Annotated in this window: 19 protein-coding genes; 11 read left to right on the top strand and 8 right to left on the bottom strand. The window is 49.3% G+C overall.

Translation table 11 applies throughout. The features are described from left to right. The first annotated feature begins 11 nt into the window (after positions 1-11). The 4 genes from MHM95_RS06835 to MHM95_RS06820 are packed head-to-tail and all read left to right on the top strand — an operon-like array spanning position 12 to position 6,812. Complete coding sequence (locus MHM95_RS06835; protein ID WP_239384799.1) at positions 12-1,196, top strand: efflux RND transporter periplasmic adaptor subunit; 1,185 nt, start codon at positions 12-14, stop codon at positions 1,194-1,196. Positions 1,197-1,204: 8 nt separating this feature from the next. Continuing rightward, on the top strand, positions 1,205-4,354 hold the full coding sequence (locus MHM95_RS06830) for a multidrug efflux RND transporter permease subunit (protein WP_138588491.1): 3,150 nt from the start codon (positions 1,205-1,207) through the stop codon (positions 4,352-4,354). Beyond that, complete coding sequence (locus MHM95_RS06825; protein WP_239384798.1) at positions 4,341-5,765, top strand: TolC family protein; 1,425 nt, start codon at positions 4,341-4,343, stop codon at positions 5,763-5,765. The genes MHM95_RS06830 and MHM95_RS06825 overlap by 14 nt, the downstream gene beginning before the upstream one ends. A gap of 42 nt (positions 5,766-5,807) precedes the next feature. Next, positions 5,808-6,812, top strand: coding sequence for a zinc-binding dehydrogenase (locus MHM95_RS06820; RefSeq protein ID WP_022946610.1), 1,005 nt, complete (start codon positions 5,808-5,810; stop codon positions 6,810-6,812). A 52-nt stretch (positions 6,813-6,864) separates the two neighbouring features. Here the strand turns inward: MHM95_RS06820 and MHM95_RS06815 are convergent, their stop codons facing one another. Beyond that, positions 6,865-7,395 carry an acyloxyacyl hydrolase gene (locus MHM95_RS06815; protein WP_239384797.1) on the bottom strand — a complete coding sequence of 177 codons (531 nt, stop codon included), beginning with the start codon at positions 7,393-7,395 and terminating at the stop codon, positions 6,865-6,867. Between the two features lie 234 nt (positions 7,396-7,629). Between MHM95_RS06815 and MHM95_RS06810 the strand changes: the two genes are divergently transcribed. After that, positions 7,630-8,229: an ABC transporter substrate-binding protein gene (locus MHM95_RS06810; protein ID WP_022946612.1), complete on the top strand. Its 600-nt coding sequence runs from the start codon at positions 7,630-7,632 to the stop codon at positions 8,227-8,229. A gap of 108 nt (positions 8,230-8,337) precedes the next feature. On the opposite strand, the gene MHM95_RS06805 is transcribed toward MHM95_RS06810, so the two are convergent. Next, positions 8,338-8,607, bottom strand: a complete 270-nt coding sequence (locus tag MHM95_RS06805; RefSeq protein ID WP_053909659.1) for a ribbon-helix-helix domain-containing protein — start codon at positions 8,605-8,607, stop codon at positions 8,338-8,340. A 20-nt stretch (positions 8,608-8,627) separates the two neighbouring features. On the opposite strand from MHM95_RS06805, the gene MHM95_RS06800 reads away from it, so the two are divergent. Then, entirely contained in the window at positions 8,628-9,023 is a 396-nt protein-coding gene (locus MHM95_RS06800) for a VOC family protein (protein ID WP_045978911.1), read from the top strand. Positions 9,024-9,097: 74 nt separating this feature from the next. Here MHM95_RS06800 and MHM95_RS06795 read toward each other — a convergent pair whose 3' ends face one another. Next, on the bottom strand, positions 9,098-9,379 hold the full coding sequence (locus tag MHM95_RS06795; RefSeq protein ID WP_239384796.1) for a hypothetical protein: 282 nt from the start codon (positions 9,377-9,379) through the stop codon (positions 9,098-9,100). A 513-nt stretch (positions 9,380-9,892) separates the two neighbouring features. On the opposite strand from MHM95_RS06795, the gene MHM95_RS06790 reads away from it, so the two are divergent. Further along, the gene (locus MHM95_RS06790) at positions 9,893-10,414 is read left to right on the top strand and encodes a hypothetical protein (protein WP_151173968.1); all 522 of its coding nucleotides are present in this window, start codon (positions 9,893-9,895) and stop codon (positions 10,412-10,414) included. A gap of 172 nt (positions 10,415-10,586) precedes the next feature. On the opposite strand, the gene MHM95_RS06785 is transcribed toward MHM95_RS06790, so the two are convergent. From MHM95_RS06785 to MHM95_RS06770, 4 genes are all read right to left on the bottom strand, one after another. Then, positions 10,587-10,925, bottom strand: coding sequence for a hypothetical protein (locus tag MHM95_RS06785; RefSeq protein ID WP_239384795.1), 339 nt, complete (start codon positions 10,923-10,925; stop codon positions 10,587-10,589). 66 nt (positions 10,926-10,991) lie between these two features. Then, positions 10,992-12,218, bottom strand: coding sequence for a threonine/serine exporter family protein (locus MHM95_RS06780; protein ID WP_239384794.1), 1,227 nt, complete (start codon positions 12,216-12,218; stop codon positions 10,992-10,994). Positions 12,219-12,312: 94 nt separating this feature from the next. Continuing rightward, positions 12,313-13,542, bottom strand: a complete 1,230-nt coding sequence (locus MHM95_RS06775; RefSeq protein WP_239384793.1) for a glycosyltransferase — start codon at positions 13,540-13,542, stop codon at positions 12,313-12,315. After that, positions 13,539-14,552: a LacI family DNA-binding transcriptional regulator gene (locus MHM95_RS06770; RefSeq protein ID WP_239384792.1), complete on the bottom strand. Its 1,014-nt coding sequence runs from the start codon at positions 14,550-14,552 to the stop codon at positions 13,539-13,541. The genes MHM95_RS06775 and MHM95_RS06770 overlap by 4 nt, the downstream gene beginning before the upstream one ends. Before the next feature lie 121 nt (positions 14,553-14,673). On the opposite strand from MHM95_RS06770, the gene MHM95_RS06765 reads away from it, so the two are divergent. The 4 genes from MHM95_RS06765 (at position 14,674) to MHM95_RS06750 (ending at position 20,396) form a co-directional block, all read left to right on the top strand. Then, positions 14,674-15,366 carry an SDR family oxidoreductase gene (locus MHM95_RS06765; RefSeq protein WP_130145886.1) on the top strand — a complete coding sequence of 231 codons (693 nt, stop codon included), beginning with the start codon at positions 14,674-14,676 and terminating at the stop codon, positions 15,364-15,366. Between the two features lie 94 nt (positions 15,367-15,460). Then, a complete protein-coding gene (locus tag MHM95_RS06760) occupies positions 15,461-17,902 on the top strand; it encodes a prolyl oligopeptidase family serine peptidase (protein WP_239384791.1) in 2,442 nt (813 codons plus the stop codon). Positions 17,903-18,079: 177 nt separating this feature from the next. Further along, a complete protein-coding gene (locus MHM95_RS06755) occupies positions 18,080-19,810 on the top strand; it encodes an MFS transporter (protein WP_239384790.1) in 1,731 nt (576 codons plus the stop codon). Between the two features lie 193 nt (positions 19,811-20,003). Next, complete coding sequence (locus MHM95_RS06750) at positions 20,004-20,396, top strand: STAS/SEC14 domain-containing protein (RefSeq protein ID WP_239384789.1); 393 nt, start codon at positions 20,004-20,006, stop codon at positions 20,394-20,396. Here MHM95_RS06750 and MHM95_RS06745 read toward each other — a convergent pair. Next, positions 20,393-20,755: a helix-turn-helix domain-containing protein gene (locus MHM95_RS06745; RefSeq protein WP_239384788.1), complete on the bottom strand. Its 363-nt coding sequence runs from the start codon at positions 20,753-20,755 to the stop codon at positions 20,393-20,395. The two genes, MHM95_RS06750 and MHM95_RS06745, sit on opposite strands and share 4 nt — an antisense overlap. Between the last annotated feature and the right edge of the window lie 63 nt (positions 20,756-20,818).

Genomic DNA, 20,818 nt, shown 5'->3' with positions numbered 1-20,818 from the left:
GGAGATAAACTATGCGATTGGCGCAAACAACAGCGGTACTATTAAGTGCTGCATTGATACTAGCAGGCTGCTCGGAGCAAGCCAGCCAGCAAGCAACCCCTCAGGGGCCAATGATGACCATCGATGTGGCCAGCGTGCAAATGCAACCCGCGCAGCGTTGGCACAGTTTCACTACGCGGTTGGAGGCGCCGAGCAAAGTGGCGCTGAAAAGCCGGGTGTCTGGGCAAATTACGCAAACCTTTTTTAGTGAGGGTGAGCAGGTACAGAAAGGTCAGCCGTTATTTCAAATTGATCCACGTCCTTTTGCCGCCCAAGTGGACCGTTTAAAAGCGCAATTGATCAGCAACTCAGCAGCATTGGCACAGGCCGAGCGTGAGGCGCAGCGGGCGCAGCGTCTACTGACGAAAAATGCCATGTCCACGGAACAAGCAGGGCAACGCGACGCGATTTTAAAGCAGCGCCAAGCCGAGCGCAGTGCCCTTAAAGCTGAGCTGCAAGCCGCCGAACTCGATTTAGCGTTTGCGACCATACGCTCGCCGATTAATGGCGTTATCTCCCGCGCCGAAATCACAGCCGGCAACCACATCACCGCAGGCCAAGATGTGTTAACGCGTATTGTCTCTAACGACCGTGTTTACGCTTACTTTAATGTTGACGAGCGCACCTGGTATCAAGATTTTGCCGGTATTAATGCGCAATCTCAGGCGCGCGTTATTCTACAAAACTTGCGTAAAAGCGCAGAGGGCGAGGCAATCACTGGGCGCATTGATTTTATCGACAATGAAATTAATGCCAGAACCGGGACCTTGCGCATCCGTGCGGTATTTGACGCTGTCGCTCATCAGTTAAAGCCCGGTGCTTTTGCGCGCATTAATTTAGCGGCACAAGGGGCCAGCCCAACAGCCATTGTTCCGGAGCGTGCCATTGGCACCGATTTGAAAAACCGTTTTGTGCTGACCGTTGATGGTGATAACACCTTGCAATACCGCCGAGTGCAGCTCGGTGAGCGTTATGGTGAGTTTCGCGCTATTCAATCAGGACTTGAACCGGGTGAATTGGTGGTTGCCAATGGTCCTGCGCGTGTCGGCCCTGGTATGACGGTGTCGGTGAACGAAATCCCGCTTAACTTTAGCGACACGCGCTTTGTTATGGCACCGGCGCAGGGCGCTGATAATGCATTAAACGCAGCGCGTTAGGGGAGCGTATGAACTTTTCACACTTTTTTATAAACCGGCCGATTTTTGCGGCCATGTTGTCTTTGGTGTTTGTGATCACCGGGGCTATTTCACTATTCCAGCTACCGGTCAGTGAATACCCTGAGGTAGTGCCGCCTACGGTGGTGGTCAATGCCACTTACCCCGGCGCTAACCCTAAGGTGATCGCTGAAACCGTTGCCACGCCGTTAGAGCAGGAAATAAATGGCCTTGAGAACATGTTGTACATGTCTTCTCAAGCCACCAGTGATGGCCGCCTCACCCTGACGGTGACCTTTGCCTTGGGAACAGATCTGGATCGCGCTCAGGTGCAGGTCCAAAACCGAGTGAATAGCGCCTTGCCGCGATTGCCGCAAGAAGTGCAGCGCTTAGGCGTGGTGGCCCAAAAGTCCTCGCCGAATTTGGCTATGGTTGTTCACCTCTATTCTCCTGAAAAGACCCACGATACCTCGTACATGTCGAACTATGCCGATTTGTATATCAAGGATGAGTTGGCACGCCTGAGCAGTGTTGGCGATGTGCAGATGTTTGGCGGTGGTAAATACGCTATGCGCGTGTGGCTCAACCCCAGTGCGCTGGCCGAGCGTCAGCTAACAGCTATGGATGTGGTTGCGGCGCTGCGTGAGCAAAACCAGCAAGTCGCAGCGGGTAGCCTAGGCGCGCAGCCTTCACCAACGAGCAGTCAGTTTCAAGTGTTGCTAAACGTCAAAGGGCGGTTATCCAGCGTTGACGAGTTTGAGCAGGTGGTGGTGCGTGTTGATGACAACGGCGCAATTACCCGCTTAGCCGATGTCGCTCGTATCGAGTTAGGGCAAGACAACTACGCCCTGCGGGCGATGCTAGACGGGCAACCGGCGTTAGCCATTCCGATTTTCCAACGTCCGGGTTCGAACGCCATTGAACTTTCCGATAATGTTCGTGCAACCATGGCGCGCCTGTCACAAGACTTTCCTGCTGGCGTAGAATACGATATTGCCTACGACCCTACCGTGTTTGTGCGCGGCTCGATTGATGCGGTGATCAAAACCTTGCTTGAGGCGATTCTACTGGTTGTGGTGGTGGTGATCTTATTTCTGCAAACCTGGCGTGCATCCATTATTCCGCTTATTGCGGTACCGGTCTCCCTCATTGGTACTTTTGCGGTGATGCAGTGGCTCGGCGTGTCGATTAACACCTTGTCGTTATTTGGGCTGGTACTGGCCATCGGCATTGTTGTTGATGATGCCATTGTGGTGGTCGAAAATGTCGAGCGTAATATTGAAAATGGCCATAGCCCATTGGCGGCCACGCGCATTGCCATGACTGAGGTCACCGGGCCCATTATCGCCATTGCCTTGGTGTTATGTGCGGTATTTATTCCCACGGCGTTTATCACCGGGCTATCGGGTCAGTTTTATAAGCAGTTCGCGTTAACTATTACTATCTCCACGCTTATCTCGGCGTTTAACTCCTTAACCTTATCGCCAGCGTTGTCTGCTTTATTGCTTAAGCCCCATGATGCCAAGCCTGACAAGCTTACACAGCTATTGGAGCGGTTATTTGGAACCTGGCTATTTAAACCTTTTAATCGACTCTTTGACAAAGGCGCCAACGGCTATGAGCGACTGGTGAAAAAGCTATTGCGCATGAGTGTGGTCGTCGGTGCCGTGTATGTAGTATTAGTAGGCTCCACCGTGGGGTTATTTCAACAAGTCCCGGGTGGGTTTATTCCGGCGCAAGATAAGCAATACTTGGTTGCGGTGGCGCAATTGCCCGACGCGGCCAGTTTAGAGCGTACCCACAAAGTGGTGCAGCAAATGGAGAAAATTGCGCTGCAAGTTCCCGGTGTGGCTAATACCGTGTCTTTCCCTGGGTTATCGGTGAACGGGTTTACCAATAGCACCAACAGCGGCATTGTGTTCACGCCCCTTGATGACTTTGATAAGCGCAGCGATCCGAGCATGTCGGCACACGCTATCGCAGCCCAGCTTAACCAGCGTTTTGCTGCTATTGATGAAGCCTATGTTGCAGTATTTCCACCGCCGCCCATTCAAGGCCTTGGCACCACAGGTGGCTTTAAATTACAGCTTGAAGACAGAGCAAATAAAGGCTTTGAGGCGCTCTTTTCCGCGCTACAAAAAGTCATTGCTGAGGCGCGTCAGCAACCGGAGTTAACAGGCTTATACTCCAGCTTCCGTATTCAAGTTCCGCAAATGAACATTGATATCGACCGCGAGCAAGCGCTGCTGCAAGGGATCCCGCTTAATGAGGTGTTTGATGCGCTGCAAGTGTATTTGGGCTCACTGTATGTGAATGACTTTAATGTCTTTGGTCGCACCTATCAGGTGACAGCCCAAGCCGATGCTGATTATCGCCAGCAACGCGAGCAAATCGCCCAGCTTAAAGTGCGTAATCGCAGTGGCGACATGGTGCCTCTAGGCTCGGTATTAAAGGTCACGCCTACCACCGGCCCTGATCGTGTCATGCACTACAACGGCTACCCCAGTGCCGAGCTAAACGGCAGTCCGGCGCCGGGTTACAGCTCAGATCAAGCGAAGTTGGCCATCGAGCAGGTGCTCAGCGACACCTTGCCTAACGGCATCGCCTATGAGTGGACCGAAGTCACCTATCAGCAAATTCTTGCCGGTAATACCATGGTCTACGTATTCCCCTTAGTGGTGCTGTTGGTATTTATGGTGTTGGCAGCGCAGTACGAAAGTTTACGCTTGCCGTTGGCGATTATCATGATTGTACCGATGACGATTTTCTCGGCATTACTGGGAGTGTGGTTACTTGGTGGCGACAATAATATCTTCACGCAAATCGCCTTAATTGTGTTGGTGGCGTTGGCCTCTAAGAATGCCATTTTGATGGTGGAGTTTGCCCGCGATAGCCACAAACAAGGGCGCAGTCATTGGCAGGCCATTATTGAAGCATGTCGCTTGCGCTTACGCCCGATTCTTATGACCTCCATCGCCTTTACAGCAGGGGTTGTGCCTTTAGTACTGGCCTCTGGGGCCGGTGCAGAAATGCGCCATGCCATGGGGAATGCGGTGTTCTTTGGCATGATTGGCGTGACTGTATTTGGGCTACTATTTACGCCGGTATTTTACTATGTGGTGACCTTAGGACAAAAAGGAGCGCATCATGAACACAACTAAAATGAGTGTCATTGCCCTGAGTATCGCAGCCTTAGCAGGCTGCGCTGCTCCCGGCGAGCGTATTATTGTTCAGGCGCAACAGGCAGACAAACAAACGCAGCAGCGCCTTGAGCGCAATCAGGTACTGATGGCGCAGCGCAGTGCGGATGAAATCGGTTGGTGGCAGCAACTGCACAGTGATGAACTAAACCAGCTGGTGGATAGCGTATTGGTGCGCAACCAAGACTTACAAGCCGCCAGCGCACGTATTAAGGCGGCGTTGGCCAATTTGGATGTCAGTGAGTTTGCCCACTGGCCTAATGGTGGCCTGAATGCTCAAGCGCAGCGTGGTAAGAACGTTCAAACTACATATAGTGGCGTGCAGGAACAGGCCAGTGCGCGCGGTGTGCTCAATTGGCAGCTGGATTTATCAGGGCGTCTGCGCGCGCTTGCCGATGCTGCCAGTGCCCGCACCCATGCCCAACTTGCGGCACATCAACAGCTCAGTAAAGAGCTGGTGGTTACCACGGTGCGCAGCTATATGCGTTGGCAAGGGTTTGCCCAACAACAGCAGCTGACCGAGCGGCAACTTGAGGCGTTGTCGCAAAGTATGGATATACTGGCGGTGCAAGTCGAAGAGGGCGTAGCGACCGAGTTTGAACTCAATCGCACCCGCTCACAGTACTTCCAGCTAAAACAACGCCTGCCACAGCTACAAGCCTTGATGCTGGCCGAGCGTGCCACCTTAGCGATGATTCTCGATAGCAGCGCGCAGCAGTTGGAGCTAACGGCGCTAAGCGAGGCGCAATATCAACAGTGGGCGCTCAACCTCGCCTTGTTAGACCCACAACAAGCGCTTATGCAACGCCCCGATGTACGCCGCAGTGTTGCCCAATTAACCGAACAGGCGGCGTTGAGCACCAGCGCTCAACGTGCGTTGTACCCCGATGTTAGCCTTAGTGCGTTTGCCGGTGTGTTGGGCGTAGGTGGCAGTCATTTTCAACAGACTCAGGGGCAGTGGCAGGTTACGCCGCAAGTGCAATGGTCGCTGTTCAGCTACCCCGAGCTATTGGCACAATTGCAGCAACAAAAAGCCTTATCGCAGGCGCAGTATCACAGCTATCGGCAAACCTTGAGTAATGTCATAGCCGGTGCGGAACTTTCGCTGCAAACCGTTTTCCAACAACAGCAAACATTGAACTTGGCGCAATCGCGCTTACAAGCGTCGCAACAGGCTTATGCACAAGCGCGTGCTGCATACGAGGAAGGGCAGTTGCCATACCTTGAGTTGTTGGACGCCCGTCAAGATGTTTTAATAGCACAGCAGGATACCCTGATCACGCGTGACACTTGGCTCAATGCCCAGGTTGGCGTATATTCCGAGCTCAGTGGACGGTGGAGTCGCGCACTACACAAGGTGCCGATCATCTAGGGGTTCTGCGCATGAACAGTATTTAAGAGGTGAGTCAGAGTTATGGCAGAGTCAGCACAGCAAATGACAACGATGGTGATCAATGAACCGTCGCCGCAATTTGCCCTTTGCATGAATAAGCAGAGCGTTCCCGTCGCTGATGACAATGAGTTGTTAGTGGCGATTGAATATGTGGCGTTAAACCACATCGACGCCAAGCTGGCAGCAGAAGGCTTTTGCCATTGGCAATATCCTCATGTGCTGGGCCTAGATGCGGTGGGAACGGTACTGAACGCGCCCGCAGGCGTGTTTCCCGCCAAGGGCGCACGGGTGATGTTTAACGCCAGCCTTGGCTCGCAAGGCATGCTCAAAGAGTATGCCACCGTTCCTAACTATGCGGTATCGGAAGTCCCCGCTGAGGTGCCGAGCGAGGTTGCGGCAACCTTGCCCAATGCCGGTATGACGGCCTTAGCGGCGCTCGACAAGCTGCAGCTTGAAGAAGGAGACAGTCTGTTGATTGACTCTGGCTGCGGGGCAGTGGCGCATTTTGCTATTCAGTATGCCAAGCTGCGCGGAGCTATGGTGTTCGTATACAGTGAAGCAGGGGAGCATGAGCGGCTGAAAGCCTTGGGGGCCGATGTGGTATTTGATGCCAATTGCGAAGGGCTGGAGTGCAATATTAAACATGAGCTGGGTCCGGGCGGCTTTGATGCCATTCTTAACACCTGTGGTGGTGACTCATTCTTATGTGACTTAGAGCATTTGCGCTTTTGTGGCCGTATCGCCTGTTTAAATGGCTTTCCTAGTATTCCCCAAGAACTGTTATTCCGCCGCGCACCGAACATCTCTGTGGTGTCGCTCGGTGGTGCTTGGTTGGCGAACAGCTTATGCGCACAGCAAAAGCTTAGCTTTATGGGGCAACAGTTGATTGGAGACGTGCAATCGGGAGCGATTATTGCGCCGGATCTGGAAGTGATCCCGTTTACCGAAGCGGCAGTGCGAGATGCGCTGACGACCTTATACAATCACAGTGCGCGATTGCGCCCAGTGGTCAAAATTCAGCCTTAATGCGGGTGTGGCACATTGTTTTATAAAAGGGCGCTTAGCGCCCTTTTTGCTGTTAGAAGAAATGCGTGTAAGAAACAGAGATAAAATCCAGGCCAGGATTCGGGCTTTTAAACCCCGCATTCGAATAATGCATATAGCGCACACCAATATCGGCATTTTCCATTTTATAAACCACCCCAACTCTGTCTTCAAATTGGTAGTGAGTGCTTACGTTTTTGCCAGCAAACTGGGTGTCGTCAAGTAGTGATACACCAATACCAAACTCCAGCACCAAGGGTCGTCCTTTGAATGTGGTCATCGGGTATTGAAACACCGGTGATAGTGCCAACACGACATTTTGATCGTGTTGATTGTCCTTGCCGTAACGCCAAAAATTGATGCTGCTCTCGAAGTACACATCAAACTGGGAGAATTGCTCGGGTAAATAGTCGTTGACGTAGTACTGATAGGCCAATTTTATGCCTTTAACATCACCCTCACCTTGAATGTAGTGACTGGCAACACCATGGCGAGGCCCTGCCTGAGCAGGCGTGATAACGAGCGAACTTAGCGCTAAGGTTAATGGGATGATTACTGCTTTCATACGTCTGTGTTTAGCTGCTAAAAAGTAGCGGTAATATCTATATCCACCCCTTTAGTTTCAATGCGCACCCGTGCACAACAACTGTGCCTTTATGGCACAAAAACCTTAATTAGCTGATTTTACTGGTGTTATTGATATGTGCATTTTTGGAACCAATGCTGTGCATTATTGTTTCTTACTTTGCGAAGGCCGCTGCGCTAGAATTTCACCATTCACAGCTCATTGGAATGCACTATGAAAGCATATCGTTATTTTTTATTACTCTTTTTTGCTGTTGCGTTTGGCTCAGCTCATGCTGCGCAAACCAATACGCCGTTTTCTCTGCTCAAGCAAGTGGGCGATAAGCTCTTTGTCGATATCGCCGCAGTCGATGCTCAAGGTGATGACAAAAAAGCCAAACTTAAAGAAGTCGTGAAAACACGGTTAATACCGCACATTGATACCAAGTTTGTGTCGTTTAAGTTATTGGGTAAACACGTGCGCGAGATTAATAAGGGGCAGGCGCTGGCGTTTATCGATGCGGTGGAGTCGTACTTAACGGTGACGTATGCCGATGCATTGATGAGTTATAAAGGCCAAGAAGTGCGTTTTATTAAACCTAACGGCCACGGTGACAATGGCTATGCCTCGGTAAAAACCGAAATTGTTGAGCCCGGTAAGCCAACCATAGATATTGTGTTTAAGCTGCGCCGCGATAAATCTGGCACCTGGCGTGTGTACGACCTCGTGGCTGAGGGCATCTCATTACTCAACGCGAAGCAAAAAGAGATCATTGCACGTATTAGCGAAGTGGGTATTGACCAGGTCAATCAAGAGCTCTCAGCGAAAAGTTAATCCCTTCCCTTTGGGGTGAGCGAGTAGCCTTTTACCCATGAGGCTCCCGATAAGGCGCTCACCCGCTTTTTATTATTAATGTAGTATTCCTTTACTACCCTTAGCGACTCAGCTTTGTTTACACTGGTCTAAGTACGTTAAACACGTGACCCTTAGCATTGAGGCGAGGTTGGTTATGCTGCCATGACGCTCAATCACCTCCTGATACAAGGTGGAAATAAATTCCGCTAAGGGCAGCTGCTCTTGGGCAGCAATGCGCTCCAAGGTATGCCAAATTTCATTTTCTAAAGCGAGGCTGGTGACTACACCTTGAATACGAATAGAGCGCTTTTTAACACTGTAGCGCTCAGGGGGAGTTGATGCATAGAGTTCACACATAGATTTCTCAGGGGTAAATAATGGCCAAAATGATTCATTCCATGATCCGCGTGAAAGACGCGCAACGTTCGATTCAATTTTACCACGATGTATTCGCATTGCAGGTGAAAAGAAGGGTCGATTTTGCTGATTTTTCACTTATCTATTTAGCTAATGAACACAGCAGCTTTGAACTAGAGCTGACCTGGAATCATCACAGTGATAGCGATTATGACTTGGGTAACGGTTATGGCCACCTCGCTTTTGCCGAAGAGCACCTCGAGTCGCTGCACGGCAAAGCCATCGCCGCAGGCTATCACCCCAAAGAAATTAAGTCTTTTTACAATGGTGATGACTTAGTCGCTAAGTTTTTCTTTATCAAAGACCCCGACGGCTACGATATTGAAGTGATTGAACGCTCAGAGGTGTACAGGTAGGAACGAGCCAAGCACAGACTTGGCTCGTTAAACTTTGGCGGCAACATAGTTGCCATCAACTGTGTGAGCAAAAGCTAAATACATTGAAAGTGGATTTCTGTTCGCGGATAATTACCGAGAATATAGGGTGGTTCAGCATCTACCTCTTTCAAAACCTTCACTTGCTTACCCGAATTCGCGCAATGTGCGCTGGCTTCCTCAAGAGCTTCTGATTTCAAGTTGCCCATTCCCGAAAAACCAGTGGCTGCTTGCCTAGAGACCATAAATGTATTTTCACCATAAGGGATTACACCTGAATTTTTGGCACATCCTAAAAGCGCTAGGAATCCTATCGTTATAAGTGTAAAGCGTTTCATCAACAAGCCAACCTAAAATCTATCCGATACTAATTGAGTATTGTTAAGTTAGCAGCTTTCTTTAATTCTGCTAAATAAATAAACCCAATATCGAAAATTTAGCCTTACTAGAAATGCAGTAGCTTTCTCCATAACCTGCATTTCGTACTGTTTATATCCATCACGATAGACCGACTTTAAATATAATTTTACAGAGAGTGAGTCATTGAACAGTAATTATCGATTCAAAGAGTTAAAATTTATTGCGTTAATAAAAGTCAGTTATCACTAAGGGTATAATCTGCAAGCCTATTGTCAGCTTCTTCAACAGTCGGTATGTTCTAAGGTATGTTGACTGAGAATGTTTTCTGGCGGCATATCAAGTCAGTAAGGCAAATGGAAATCTTTATACTAAGTCAATGATGGCGTAGTTAATAAGAAGATTTAGTGAGAAAATCCTGAATTTTAGGGGGGCACTAAAAAGTGCACAATAACCCTGATTCACTCATATTTTATTAGGAGTTTTAGATGAGGGTGAGTGAAATTTACTCCCTTTTACTCGTTTTTTTACTAGTGGCGACAACGAAAAGCTTTGCCAATAATAACGCAATACTGAAATTGCTAGACGAAGATGTGAAAGCGAAAATTGTACTTTTATCTGCCAAGATTACAAAGTGCAAGCAGCAAGCTCAATCATCATCTTTGGTACTTGAAACTAACGTATTTAAAAAGTTTAAGGTCAACAGAGAAGATCTTTTAAAAGCACTCTACTACTTAAACATACGAAATAAAAACCTTTGTGAAGATGGCCTTCGAGAGTCGCTTGCGTATGCTATTGGCCAATTAGCTTATACGCGCAACGAGCTAGGACTGGCTGTTTCAGATTATTCTAAAGCAAGCGCTGAGCTTTTATATGAATCTACAAACTTCTTAAAAGTGAGGGCTCACTATGAAAGTCAAAGCAAACCTTTTCGAGATGAATTAGAAAAGCAAATAGGTACCACCGTTTTTGATTTCAATTCTCTTTTAGAGACCCTGAATACAGATGAATGGTAATTCTTGGAAGCGTAATTTCACATTGCTGATATAAATAGCAAAGGAAAATTATCCTGCGTCACGAAGTGGTGAGCAAAAAGAGTTTTATTTGGATTAGTTCGATTTTCAAGGCCCCTAAATCTGTGTCGGCAATTCTATAGCCCTTTGTAATGGTCGCCATAGGTATCTATAACTAGTATGGGTCGAAGTAGGCAGCCAATATCAACGCGGTGCCTAAACCCAACGTGGAAAAAAGATAGATACATGCCAGCACTTTATCTACAGTTCTAGCATATTTGGGAACGAGTCGACCATCAAACATAAATGTTGGGCCACGCCAGCGCTTAAAGAAAATGGCCATGGCATAGCACGGAGCACTAGCACCCACGCCTTTATCCCAGCTCGGTGGCGGCACTCCTTCAGACTCCATGCCTTTGCTAATATGAGCGGCAGAGACCCGGTGGAATAGAGCCGTCATTAATAAAAACAGCGGCATAAAAACTATAAAGAGTACGTTTATTAAGCTTTCCATATTTACTATCACCTCACACTCCTTGTGTTGTTAGTGGTGGGCTTTATTTTAACTTAGTCACTGATGCTACAGACTCTTTTTCGGTGGCAGGACTACATTAGCGAAGATAAGTCCGGCGACCAGCGACATAAAAATCAAAAAGGTTTGTTGGCCGATGTGATCGGCATAGACGAAATCCTGTCCTTCAATTAGGGAGTTCAAGCCAATATAGGTTTTTGATCCTGGCACCAGTACGATTAGCCCTTGCATAGCCACAATGGAAGCGGGGGCGTTGGCAATGCGATTAAACAGATTACTAAAAATGCCTACGGCTAGGGCGCCGACAAAGGTACCGAGGGTGTAATCTAAGTAGGCGGCGGAGCCAATGCTGGCACCATAGGCAATAAACCCTGAGGCTATAGACCACAGTGCGTGTTTGGTTTTGGTGCGAAAAATAACTACCAAAGATAAGCATAACAGTAAAATTGCGAGCCAGGCGGTCCATTTCGGCAGCGGTTGTGGGGCCACAAAGTCAGCCTGACCAAACAGCGCAAAGCCCAGGCCAATGCCGATAAAAGCACCAAAATACAGCTTAAACAGCAGCATGAAAGAGTCCATAACCCGTGCCGTGCCCGATACCAGATGCCGTGCCGCCAACTCGGCGAGCCCGAGCGCCAGGGCGAGACCGGGAATAAACACAATAATGCTGGAGAGCACCACCAAGCGGATATTGATGTAAGGGTCGAAATAGACACTGACGGCGCAGGCGATAAGTGCCGAGATTACCGCCACTAAGGGCTCTAGCATGTGTGCCACGCGCTTTGAGCGCCCGGACCATAACACAAACAGATACACCACCAAGGTCAGCAATGCTGACCACAGCACATCGTTCCAGCTTGTGCCCATCAGCATAGCAAAGGCACCGCCGGTCATGGCAAAGGCACCTGCGGTGGTGAGTTTATTATAAGGCGCGGGCATCACGGCTATGTCGTCAAGGCGCTGATCAGCCTCACTAATGCTGAGCTCGCCATTAAGCAGCAAGTTTACCACTTCATCGGTATTGGCGAGGGAGCCAAGGTCGTGATCGCCGGGGTCGACGCGAGCAACATGAGTGTATTCATTCTCATGGCCTTCTGTCCAAATCACAAAGGTCACCGAGGTGGGCGACATTACAAACGAGGATTTGAGTTCCAAGTAGGTCGCCACCTCCATCAAATGCGCTTCTAGGCGGTAGGCTGGGGTGCCATACTTATGCAGCATTTTACCGAGCTTAACGATAAATTTACGCTTTTCTTTAAATTGGGCGTCTTCCACGCAGTGACCTCAAATCTTTAAAATAAAACAGCACCTTGCATTGCAGGCGCTCGCGCATTTTATTGATCTAAGGTTAACTGTCTACTGATTTCTATCAAGGTTTAAATGAATTTTTCGCTTCAATCCACTGCGCCATATATTGGGTGCTGCGCATGGTGTGGTGTTTGAGCATTTGCCCGGTGAAGTTATTGCGGCGATGGCCAGCTAAATCGGCGCGTATCCCTTCAAGAGCCGTGATCAGTTGCTTACCGAGTGCTTCGCCGTTATAAAAGCGTTGCAGCAACTCATCGCCATGACGTTGTGCAGCAGTAAATTCGCTGGGTTGTTGATAAAGCTTAACTGCGGCATCGGCAAACAGCTGCGCGTCATTGCAAATGGCGCCATTCCAAGGCAAATCCCCATGCATGCCCTCAGCGCCAATGGCGGTGGTAACCGAAGGCGTACGGGTGATCATGGCTTCGAGTAATTTACCTTTGATGCCTGCACCAAAGCGCAGCGGCGCAAGGCATACCCGTGCCGAGCTCATGGCCTGATGCGCATCTTCGGCCCAGCCCTTGATGATAAAGCCGGTTTTCGGATTATGTAATGCAGTGGCCTTAGGCGGTGGGTATGAGCCGTAGATATGTAACTCAGCCTTAGGTAACTGTTTGCGAATAAGAGGCCAAATCTGTTGTAAATACAGCACCGCATCCCAATTTGGCGCGTGGCGAAAATTACCAATGGTCATAAAGTGTTGGCGCTGCTCAAAACTCGGCCAATGCGAATGCAGCGCGGCAGTATCAACCATAAACGGCAAATGATGCACTAAAGCGTTATCAACCTTGAATACCTGCTCTAACAGCTGCATTTCGTAGCTGGAGATAATCAAGCTCAAATCGCAACGCAAAATGGCGGCGATTTCTCTTTTGGCTAGATCACTGTGTAGGTCGTTATGACTAAACTCACGGCCCGCTTTGTGCGCTTCATGGCGAGCGCCGCGCAGGCATTGCAAGTCCTCGGTATCGAGCAGTTTCAGTGCCTCGGGGGCAAACTTATCCACGCGCCAGCCAAATTGCTCTTCCATCATAAACCGGTCGAACATAACAATATCCGGCTGTAACTCGCTGATATAGGCATCAAAGCTACTGCAATTAAGGGCGATATCGCGACAGGTGATACCATATTCGGTCAAATCTTGCATGTGTTCGGAGCGCTGTGCAGGAGAGGCAAACTCGACCTGCCACCCTTGGCTGCGAAACAGCTTTAATAACGACATCATGTGGCTGCCCGCCGCCGATGAATTCGGCTCTGGCCACACGTAGCCAATCACTAACACTTGGGTCATAGGCTTGATTCCCGTACTTGTAATTCAACATCTATCAAGGTGCGTACTGGGGCTTTATTACCCGCCATGATTTCTTTTAATACCGCCGTGGTGCGCCGCCCGATTTCTGCAGCGTCAATGCGCACTGAGCTCAGCGCTGGGGTCATCAACGCCGAATCATCCAAATCATCAAAGCCCACCACTTTAATGTCTTTCCCTGGGATCAAGCCAACCTCGCGCATGGCCTCAATAAAGCCGTAGGCGATGACATCGGAAAAGCACACCGCTGCTTGCACCGAGGGTGCTTGGTGGCGCAGTTTCTGAAAGGCTTGATGCCCGCCTTGGCGTGTCGTCGCAGAGTTAATGATGTGGCTGTGTACAGCACTTGGGTGCTCACTGAGCGCTTGTTCAAACCCCGCGAGACGCTCATGATAATCAGAAATATCACTATTGCCGCCGATAAATGCTAGCTCCTGCACCGCTTGGCTGAGGAGGTGTTCGGCGGCTAAAAATGTGCCTTTGCGATTGTCAGGCAAAATACATGGCGCGCTGCTTAAGCTAATTTCGCGCATGATATTAATAACTGGGAAGCCGCTTTGGATCAGCTCATTCTGCCATTGCTTATCCGTTGCCGGCGCAGGGCACATAATAAATGCGGCGACATTGTACTCTTTTAGGGTGTTGACCACTTGTTGCTGGCGAGCAAAACTCTCGCCGGTGTTAACCAACATGGGAACGAGCCCTAAATCATAAATATATTGCTCCAAGCCCACCGCTAACTGCGCCGAATACGGATTGGTTAAATCATTAATTACCAAAGCCACTAAACGAGAACGCCTTGAGCGCAACGACGCCGCATCGCGGTTGTATACGTAGCCCAACTCGGCAATGGCGCGCTCGACTTTTGCCTTACTTTTATCACTGACCTTGTCACTGTGGGTGAGCACTAAGGAGACCGTTGATTTTGATACGCCTGCGTGCTCGGCGACATCAAATATGGTGATTTTATCGTTGGGATGCTTTTTTATCATGGCGTAATACAGCTGCAATATGACGGGCCATACTAGCTTAAATTGACCTAAATAGCAGCCTTGTGATGATGACTTTGTTACGCTGGGCTTATACTTATGACAGACGCGCAAGGAGACATTTATGCCCCAGGTTTTAATCACCGGAGCCAATCGCGGCATTGGCTTAGCCCTAGTACAAGAGTATTGTCAGCAGCAGTGGCAAATAATCGCTACCTGCCGCCATCCAGAGCAGGCGCAGGCCTTACAACAACTGGCGCAAGCGCACAGTAACATCAGCATTGAGGCGTTAGATATCGGCGATAATGAGCAAATCGCGGCGCTCGCAGAGCACTACCATGACCTTGCGATTGATGTGCTGATCAGTAACGCCGGCATCTATGGCCCTAAAGGCTACAGCCTAGCTAATCTCGACTTTGCTGCTTGGCAACAGGTCATGGACATTAATGTGTTAGCACCAGCTAAACTTGCGCAAGCCTTTTTCCCGCATTTAGCGCGCGCCGACAGCGGCGTGTTTGCTGCGTTGTCATCAAAAGTCGGGAGTCACACCGAGAACACTAAAGGCGGTGGCTATATTTACCGCAGCTCTAAAGCCGCGTTGAACTCAGTGGTGAAAAGCCTGAGTAACGACTGGCGAGAACACGGCATTAAAACGGTGTCCTTACACCCGGGTTGGGTGCGTACACAAATGGGCGGACCCCATGCGCTTATTGATGCCAGTGAGTCGGCCCGTGGCCTAAAACAAGTCATCGACTCGTTGCAGATGTCGCAAAGCGGCGGTTTTTATAACTATCGCGCAGAGCAATTACCTTGGTAACCGGGCATTGGACCCAAAAAGTTGCTCAGTAACACTTAGGCATTAGAATACTTTTAAGACATTAACAGGAATCCATAACAATAAAGGAAAAATAATGAAAAAACGCTTTATTGCCAGTGTGTTGGGCTTAGCTTGTACGCTAAGCCTCAACACTCATGCGGCCCCTTCACAGGCAGCTGCACAATCGGGCTATCAAATGCCCTCGCCAGAGCTGGCGCAAGTCGTAGAAGCGAAGCTTGCACCCCGGTCGATGTTATCTCCTGATGGCCAATATGTGGCCTTACTTGAGCGTCGTCGAGTTGAAAGCTTGCAAGCATTGGCTAAACCGGAGCTCAAGCTCGCTGGTATTAAACTAAATCCAAAGAACTTCTCTCGCTCTCGCGTACGTAATAAATACACGGCGTTAAGCTTTAAGGCAGTGGATGGCAGCAAGAGCATTGAAGTCGACGGTTTAGGTGAGGGGATTATGCGCTCACCGCAATGGTCCAGTGATAGTCGCTACCTTAGTTTTGTGTGGGAAACTCCAGATAGCGCCACATTGTGGTTTTATGATATTGAAAACCAGGCACTGCAGCAGCTTTCAGATTTAGCCCTGAACTCAGTGGTGGCAGCTAAGCCTTATCAGTGGCTACCCGATGCCAGCGGGGTGGTTATCAACCATGCTATCAATGCCGATAAACAAGCCCCTGAAGATGATGCCAGTACCGTGGTGCCGGTGATCCAGCAAACCACAGGGGAAAAAGCACCGGCCCGTACCTATCAAAACTTGCTCACCAGCCCTCATGACGAAGCGTTATTCAAGTTTTACGGGCAAGGGCAGCTGTATCGCGTTAGCCTCGATGGCAAGGCGACAAAAGTAGGTAAACCCGCGTTATTTCGTCGCTTTAGTGTTTCACCCGATAGCACCAATCTCCTGATTGGCGCATTGAATGAGCCGTTTTCTTATCAGGTGCCGTATTATCGCTTCGCCGCGACTTGGTCTGTCTGGGGCATGAGTGGCTATGAGCGTAAACAGCTGGCGCAACAGCCACTGGCGGATAATATTCCCCAGGGCTTTGACAGTGTGCGCACCGGCCCTCGTGACTTTGAATGGCGTGCTGATAAAGGGGCAACGGTGATCTGGGCTGAGGCTCAAGATGGCGGCGATATGAAAACCGATGTGCCGCACCATGATTACGTTTATAGCTTGAGTGCACCGTTTAAGCGTAAGCCTAAGCTATTTGCCAAAGTAGAGCGTCGTTTCGCTGGTATTACTTGGGGTAACGATACGGTGGCCACTCTCAGTGAATGGCGCTTTAGCGATCGCATGTTACGTACTTGGGTTATTCAACCTGACGATGCATCCAGCTCACCGGTGCTCTTCTCAGAGCGCAGTTACAACGACGCCTACAAAGATCCCGGTAATCCGATTTACACCACCAACGACCTCGGCGCTCGAGTAATGAAAGTCATCGGCGACCGCTATGTGTTTTTACGCGGTAATGGCGCTTCAGAAAAGGGCAATATTCCGTTTCTAGACCGCTATGATGTAAAAACCAACAGCACCCAGCGGTTGTGGCAAAGTGAAGCGCCTTATTATGAGCGCGTGGTGGGGATGCTTGATGATGAAGGGCGCCGTTTTATCACCGTGCGTGAGTCAAAAACCGAGCAGCCTAATTTATTTATTCGTGATTTAGACAATAATGCGTTAACTCAGCTGACCGAGTTCCCGCACCCGTACCCGGCATTTAAAGGGGTGCAAAAAGAGCAACTGCGTTATCAGCGCGATGACGGTGTTGAGCTCTCGGGTACTCTGTATCTACCTCCAGGTTATGACCCTTCACAGGGCAGCATTCCGGTACTGATGTGGGCCTATCCACTCGAGTATAAAGATAAAGACGTGGCCTCTCAGGTGCGGGAGTCGCCCTATGAATTTACCTATATCGGCTATTGGGGCCCAATGCCATATCTCGCTAAAGGTATTGCCGTGTTTGATGACCCGAAAATGCCCATTGTCGGCGTGGATGGCAAAGAGCCTAACGACACCTTCCGTAAACAGTTAGTAGCCAGCGCCCAAGCAGCGGTGGATGTACTGGTAAAAAAAGGCGTCGCCGATAAAGACAACATCGCTATCGCTGGGCACTCTTATGGCGCCTTTATGGTGGCTAACTTGCTTGCCCATAGCGACTTGTTCAAAACAGGAATTGCCCGCAGTGGCGCTTATAACCGCACCTTAACGCCATTCGGCTTCCAAGGTGAAGAGCGTAACTTCTGGGAAGGGCAAGACGTGTACGCCAACATGTCGCCATTTTTCCATGTCGATAAGATTAACGAACCGATGTTGATGATCCACGGCAAGGAAGATCCCAACAGCGGTACCTTCCCAATGCAAAGTGAACGCATGTATGCGGCGATGAAGGGCCTAGGTAAGGATGCACGTTTGGTAATGCTGCCTTACGAGGCCCACGGCTACCGAGCCCGTAAGAGTCTGCTTCATGTTTTATGGGAGCAAGAGCAGTGGCTTGATAAGTATCTGCTCAATACCCCTAGCGAATAACTGAAACCATGCTAAAAGCCCGAGTTTATCTCGGTTTTTTTTATGCCTGTAAGCGTCAGTAAGACAGGGTGTTAGTCGCTGGATATTTGCTTCGCTGGTCAGGGGCGCTGGTTGTGGTTGAGAAGCACACTACAAGTATGATATGTATATTGTATACAATAATAAAAAGACATCATTATGACCACTTCGCAGCAAGCTCAACAACCCGCAACCAAACACTGGCGCTTCGGTGCTCGATTCTACATTGCTAACTTAATGGAGGTATTTGAACGCCTCGCTTGGTATGGCTTTTTCGCGGTTTCATCGGTGTATATGACTACACCACAAAGTCATGGAGGAGTCGGTTTTAGCGATAGTCAACGCGGTGCTATTCAAGGCATTATTCCCTTCTTTTTGTATTTATTGCCGGTGTTAACAGGGGCCTTGGGCGATCGAGTGGGCTATCGCAAGATGTTTATCGTGTCATTTATGCTGATGGCACCAGGGTACTACCTGTTAGGGGAGGCGCGTAGCTTTTGGCCGTTTTTTGCTGCGCTGTCGTTGGTGGCATTGGGGGCGGCCTGTTTTAAGCCTGTGGTGGTTGGTACCATTTCCCACAGCACCAATGATCATAACCGGGGCGTGGGCTTTGGCGTTTTTTATACCATGGTTAATATTGGCGGTTTTATAGGCCCTATGGTTGCTGGAGCCATGCGAGCGATTAGCTGGGATGCGGTTTTTCTTATGTCGGCAGCATGGATAGTACTGAACTTTATTCCGGTGTTGTTGTTTTACCGTGATCCGCCTGCTTTGCGTCAACAACACGCCTCACTCAGTTTGATATTGAAGCAGGCGCAGCAGGTCCTGGGCAATGCCCGGTTTGCTCTGCTTATTGCCCTGAGTGTAATCGTGCTGATGAGCGCCGGTGTACAATGGCTCAGCTATGGCAGTGCATTTCTCTTGATTGCTCTGTGGGTTGGGGCCAATTTGCTCTGGGATAGGCTACCCGTTGCAACAATGAGCGCCAAGACTTGGTGGCGACAACCTATCCGTATTAGTAACCCGCGTTTTGCCTTGTACTTGTTGATTCTGACGGGATTTTGGACCGTCTATAACCAGCTTTTTTATACCTTGCCTTTGTATATTCGCGACTACGTTGATACCGGCGATGTGCTGGCGCTACTGGCAGTATTTGGTGATTCGGCGGTGAACTTTTTTGCCCATGTCGACCAAGATGCCTTAGCACAAGCCGTTAATGCATTGTTTTTGCAGCTGCAACAAGGCCCAAGCAACATCGATTTAGAGGCGTTACGGTTGCAGTGGGTGCATTACAAAGTCAATGTTCCCAACGCAGAGCTGGCGGTGCTGGTGGAGCGTTTGTCACTGTTGGCTCAGCAACAAGCGCAACTGAGTACGGTGCAACTTACGGCCATGGTCGATGCGCTTTCGGCGTATCGGCAAGTCAATCCAGAGTACCTTATTAATTTAGATTTTGCCGCCATCGTGTTGCTGCAAATCGCGGTAAGCGCACTGTGTCAGCGCTTTAAAACATTTTATGTATTAAGCGCAGGATTAGTGGTGATGGCCACCGCGTTTTGCTACCTCATAACGATGGATATGCATGCCAGTGGTTGGGCTGTGGTTTGCGTTATTTTGCTTATCGCCTTGGCAGAGATGCTCACTTCACCAAAAAGCCAAGAATACGTAGCCAGCATTGCCCCAAAGCAGCAAGCGGCGCTCTACATGGGTTACTACTTTGTTTCCATGGCTCTGGGCTTTTTGTTTGCCGGGTTTTTATCTGGGTGGAGTTACTCGCAGCTTACCTTAGTGCTCGGGCGTCCAGAACTAATGTGGGGGCTGTTCGCCGGGATAGCTGCGCTCACGGCAGTCGCACTTATTTGCTTTCATAGCTCGGTAAAGCAGCAATAACACAAGTAGCCTTATCACTGAGCTTAAAGGTTCAATCTATATTTATATACCCTGAAGTAGTGCCGCTCGCCTGTACAGGCTACAAAGGTCAGTGGTTATCGAAGGCAATGGTTGGAGCAGTGATCTGAGTCATTGTTTATCTATGAAAAGAGTGTTAATAATTGCTCAGGTTTCATTGGCAAATAATATAATAATGACAAGTTTGTCCCATGGTACATCGCAAGTTAGCGCCCAGGATGGGGTAATAGAGGCGCGCTTTATTGGCAGCTTTAACGCGCTCGGCGTACAAGAATATGCACGTAAAGTAAAAGCGCTTGTTGCGGGTTTTGACGGTGCGAAGTTCTCAATGTTAATTGATAACACGGAGTTCGAAGGAGGCACACCAGAAGCTTATCAAACCCTCGATAATTATAATGACTGGTTGAACTCGCAAGCACTGATAGCCAAAGCCTTTGTCATTCAAAGCACCATGAATAGGCATATTTTGATGCAGCGCACGCCCGCATTAGCGACCCAAAAAGTGGCCTTTTTTACCGATATTAATGAGGCGAGAGCTTGGCTGAAAAAGCAAGACGATAACGTTTAGCTTGGCAGGTTATTCGACTCCGACCACTGCCTGAGTTCTTCAAGTATACCCAAGGCTGACTTGCCAAACTCGCTAAGCTCATAAGTTACTGCCACAGGACGCGTGCTGATCACTTTGCGTATAACCATGTTGTTGGCTTCTAACTCTTTAAGGCGCTGATCAATCATCTTTTTACTGGCTCCGCCTAGCATGCGTACTAAGTCATTAAAACGCACTGGCTCATCTTTTAAGTGATAGATCACTGAACCTGTCCACTTTCCGCCGATAAGGCGCATCCCTTTTTCAATAGCGCAAGGCTCGGTGCACGCGTTCAACACTTTTTTTCTGCCCTTACTATCTGTTTTTACAGAACTTTGCATGATAGACCCTCGTCTTTTTATTAGGTTACTAAAAGTATACTAATTGTTTTTGGTTTGTAGGTC

It is taken from the genome of Pseudoalteromonas sp. CnMc7-15 (assembly GCF_022347925.1).
GTDB classification, from domain to species: domain Bacteria; phylum Pseudomonadota; class Gammaproteobacteria; order Enterobacterales; family Alteromonadaceae; genus Pseudoalteromonas; species Pseudoalteromonas ruthenica.
The sequence above is the reverse complement of the archived record's forward strand: the minus strand, read 5'-3'. Positions and strand labels throughout refer to the sequence as shown.

Coding starts and splice junctions, on each gene's coding strand:
- MHM95_RS06835 (WP_239384799.1), top strand. CDS start 12: ATGCGATTGGCGCAAACAACAGCGGTACTATTAAGTGCTGCATTGATA.
- MHM95_RS06830 (WP_138588491.1), top strand. CDS start 1,205: ATGAACTTTTCACACTTTTTTATAAACCGGCCGATTTTTGCGGCCATG.
- MHM95_RS06825 (WP_239384798.1), top strand. CDS start 4,341: ATGAACACAACTAAAATGAGTGTCATTGCCCTGAGTATCGCAGCCTTA.
- MHM95_RS06820 (WP_022946610.1), top strand. CDS start 5,808: ATGGCAGAGTCAGCACAGCAAATGACAACGATGGTGATCAATGAACCG.
- MHM95_RS06815 (WP_239384797.1), bottom strand. CDS start 7,395: ATGAAAGCAGTAATCATCCCATTAACCTTAGCGCTAAGTTCGCTCGTT.
- MHM95_RS06810 (WP_022946612.1), top strand. CDS start 7,630: ATGAAAGCATATCGTTATTTTTTATTACTCTTTTTTGCTGTTGCGTTT.
- MHM95_RS06805 (WP_053909659.1), bottom strand. CDS start 8,607: ATGTGTGAACTCTATGCATCAACTCCCCCTGAGCGCTACAGTGTTAAA.
- MHM95_RS06800 (WP_045978911.1), top strand. CDS start 8,628: ATGGCCAAAATGATTCATTCCATGATCCGCGTGAAAGACGCGCAACGT.
- MHM95_RS06795 (WP_239384796.1), bottom strand. CDS start 9,379: ATGAAACGCTTTACACTTATAACGATAGGATTCCTAGCGCTTTTAGGA.
- MHM95_RS06785 (WP_239384795.1), bottom strand. CDS start 10,925: ATGGAAAGCTTAATAAACGTACTCTTTATAGTTTTTATGCCGCTGTTT.
- MHM95_RS06775 (WP_239384793.1), bottom strand. CDS start 13,542: ATGACCCAAGTGTTAGTGATTGGCTACGTGTGGCCAGAGCCGAATTCA.
- MHM95_RS06770 (WP_239384792.1), bottom strand. CDS start 14,552: ATGATAAAAAAGCATCCCAACGATAAAATCACCATATTTGATGTCGCC.
- MHM95_RS06765 (WP_130145886.1), top strand. CDS start 14,674: ATGCCCCAGGTTTTAATCACCGGAGCCAATCGCGGCATTGGCTTAGCC.
- MHM95_RS06760 (WP_239384791.1), top strand. CDS start 15,461: ATGAAAAAACGCTTTATTGCCAGTGTGTTGGGCTTAGCTTGTACGCTA.
- MHM95_RS06755 (WP_239384790.1), top strand. CDS start 18,080: ATGACCACTTCGCAGCAAGCTCAACAACCCGCAACCAAACACTGGCGC.
- MHM95_RS06750 (WP_239384789.1), top strand. CDS start 20,004: ATGACAAGTTTGTCCCATGGTACATCGCAAGTTAGCGCCCAGGATGGG.
- MHM95_RS06745 (WP_239384788.1), bottom strand. CDS start 20,755: ATGCAAAGTTCTGTAAAAACAGATAGTAAGGGCAGAAAAAAAGTGTTG.